General features: G+C 71.8%; 2 protein-coding genes. Both read right to left on the bottom strand.

The window, feature by feature from the left end:
* Positions 1–1,639: class I adenylate-forming enzyme family protein (locus HW445_RS24035; protein ID WP_180223033.1), on the bottom strand; the 1,639-nt coding region annotated here is incomplete at its 3' end.
* 159 nt (positions 1,640–1,798) lie between these two features.
* Positions 1,799–2,641 carry a menaquinone biosynthesis protein gene (locus HW445_RS24040; RefSeq protein WP_308799785.1) on the bottom strand — a complete coding sequence of 281 codons (843 nt, stop codon included), beginning with the start codon at positions 2,639–2,641 and terminating at the stop codon, positions 1,799–1,801.
* Positions 2,642–3,183: the final 542 nt, after the last annotated feature.

Genomic DNA, 3,183 nt, shown 5'->3' on the forward strand with positions numbered 1-3,183 from the left:
GGACGGCCCAGACGTCGGCCCGGCGCGGGGCGGGCGGCAGTTCGGCCCAGCGGGTGCGGTGCAGGCTCTCGTGCCGGTCGGACACCGCGAGCAGCCGTGCCGGGACGTCGAGCAGGGACCGGCGGCTGACCTTGCCGGACCCGGTGCGCGGAATCTCCCGCACCTGGTACAGCTCGTGGGGCACCTTGTAGTACGACAACCGGTGCCGGCACGCCTGGTACAGGGCGGCGGGGTCCACGCCCTCGGGCCCGGGGACCACGAAGGCGACCGGGACCTCGCCGAGGACGGGATGCGGTCGTCCGGTGACCCCGGCGTCGGCCACGTCGGGCCGGCCCAGCAGGACGTCCTCGACCTCCGTGGGATGGATGTTCTCGCCGCCGCGGATGATCAGTTCCTTGAGGCGGCCGGTGATGGTGACGTGGCCGGAGGGGGCGCGGCGCGCCAGGTCCCCGGTGCGGTACCACCCGTCGACCAGGACCTCGGCCGTGGCGTCGGGGCGGTTGTGGTAGCCGGCCATGACGTTGGGGCCCTTGACCCAGATCTCGCCCTCCTCCCCGGGTGCCGTGTCCTGCCCGTCGGCGGGGTCGACGAGGCGGACCTCGAGGCCGGGGACGGGCAGTCCGCAGGAGCCCTCCACGCGCGGGCCGTCGACCGTGCTCATGGTGACGGCACCGCACGCCTCGGTGCTTCCGTAGAGGTTGAGGAGGGGGACTCCGTAGGCGGTCTCGAAGGCGCTCTGGAGACTGGACGTGGTGACCGCGCCGGCCACCAGGCAGGTGCGCAGGGACGGGGTCCGGAACCCCTGTCCGTCCGCCGCGGCGACGAGGTGGTGGTACAGCGCCGGGACGCCGGCCAGGAAGGTGGCGGACTCCTGCTGGACGGCGTGGGCGATGTCCTCGGCGGCCAGGCCGTCGAGGATCCGCGCCGTGGCCCCGACGGCGGTCACCCCGACGACGCACGCGATGTGGGAGAAGCTGTGGAACAGCGGCAGCGGCCACACGACGCGGTCGTCGGTGGACAGCCCGGCGACGGGCGCGTAGGAGGCGGCGACCGCCCAGAGGCCGTTGCGCTGGGTGGACAGGACGCCCTTGGGGCGACCGGTGGTGCCTGAGGTGTAGAGCTGCCAGGTGATGTCGTCCAGGCCGAGGCTGTCGGGGGCGGGTACGGACGGTTCCGTGGTGGCGAGCGTCTCGAAGCAGTGGGTGCCGGACGCGGCGGGCTCCGGGGGGAGGACGTCGGGGACGACCACGAGCAGCGGGTCCGCCCCGGCCGCCGCGCGGCGCACCTGCGGGAGGTGGGCGGCGTCCGTCACGACGGCCCGCGCGCCGCTGTCGGCGAGGATGTGCGCGAGTTCGTCGTCCGAGGACCGGGGGTTGACGGGCACGCCGACGGCGGCGGCGCGGATGGCGGCGAGATAGCTCTCGACGGTCTCGACACGGTTGCCGAGGAAGATCACCAGCCGGTCCCCGGGGGAGAGCCCGAGGGATGCCAGGTGGCCGGCGAGCCGGGCGGTGCGCCGCTCCAGGGCCGCGTAGGTGAGTGACCGGCGTGCGTCACGGAAGGCCGTCTTGCCGGCGTGCCGTTCGGCGTGCCCCTTGAGGATGTCGGGGAATGGGCGGATCAGCTCGGCACGCAGCATGTCACCATGTCCGTCTCTCGAGTCGGCCTCTCGGCCTCTCGGCGGCACCCACCGTCCGGCAGGGCCCCGGCCGGGAGTGTTTTTCCGTCAGTGTGCACAGACCGGGTCGGCCCCGCCGAACCCCTGCCACCCCCTGTTCCGGTCGTCCGCCGTCCGTCGTCACGGGGCCGGGATCACGTCGATCCTCACGTCGGGCGGAAAGCCCTCCCCGGGGCCGCCGACCCTTCGGGCGAATTCGGTGAGCGCCGCCAGCTCCCTCTCGCCGAAATCGAAGCGGAGACCCCGGAGGTAATAATCCTTCAGTCTTTCGGCATCGAATTCGGCCCGCTCCGCGATCTGCTCACAGATGAGGTCGATCTCCTGGATGGAGAGGTCACGCGCCTCGATTAGACAGGAATGCACGTGGCGGACCACGTCGGGCTGCCGGGCGAGGAACTCCTTGCGGGCGGCGAACACGGCGAAGACGAAGGGGAGGCCCGTCCACTCGCGCCACATCCCGCCGAGGTCGTGGACGTGCAGGCCGAGCCGGGCCGCGTCGTGGCGGGCGGCGCGCAGGGCGGCGTCGCCGATGACGACGGCGGCCTCGGCGTCGTCGAGCATCCGGGTCAGATCGGGCGGGGCCACGTGGTACTCGGGGCGGACCCCGACCCGTTCGGCGAGCAGCAGCTGGGCGAGCCGGACCGAGGTGCGGCTGGTGGAGCCGAGGGCGACCCGGGCGCCGTCGAGGTCGGCGAGCGGGACCTTGCTGAAGAGCAGGCAGGACTGGACGTCCCCGTCGCTTCCGACCGCGATGTCCGAGAGGGCGACCAGGTCCTCGGCGTGCTTGAGGAACTCGAAGACGCTGATGGGGCCCATGTCCAGGCGTCCCTCGGCGAGGGCCGTGTTGAGGATGTCGGGGCTGGCCTCGGTCAGGTCCACGTCGGAGAGGGCGCCCGACTTGGCCAGTCCCCACAGCAGGGGGACGCAGTTGAGGAAGGAGATGTGTCCCACCCGGGGCCGCACGGGTTCGCTGCCGTCCTGCGGCCCGGTGGCCCCGACGAATTCACGGGACCAGTCGGTTCGCGGCGCCGCGCGGGGACGGAACGGTTCGCGTCTGCCGTCGATGTCGATCGTCGATTTCAAAGAGGTGCCCACGCTTTCCGGTGTCGGTCTTCCTCGGACAGCGGCTTCGGCCGGCACCGCTTTCCGACCGCTGATTCCGGCACACATTTCCGGTAGCCGCCACGAGCTGTGAGTGCGGCAACCGTACATCCGGCCCACGGGACCCCCGCCGGGCAATGGACGGCATCAAGTGGCCTGGCAGCAAACGGCCAATTCCTCTAGGGGTTTGCACCCCTATGCGGAAAACCCCCGGCCGATTCGTTAAGGGTTGCCCGGCTTTCCGGCCGCTTCTAGCCTCGCTCGAGGAATCGCCTGGCATTCCTCAGTCCATCCTGGCGAATGATTGGAGAACCATGTCAGCTCCCACGGAGGTGATGAACCCCGCCGGTGCGGTCTTCCGCCTGGACAGCGCCGAGCACGACGCGCTGGCCGAGCTGGCCGCC

It is taken from the genome of Streptomyces sp. UH6, assembly GCF_013421635.1.
Lineage (GTDB): Bacteria > Actinomycetota > Actinomycetes > Streptomycetales > Streptomycetaceae > Streptomyces > Streptomyces abyssomicinicus.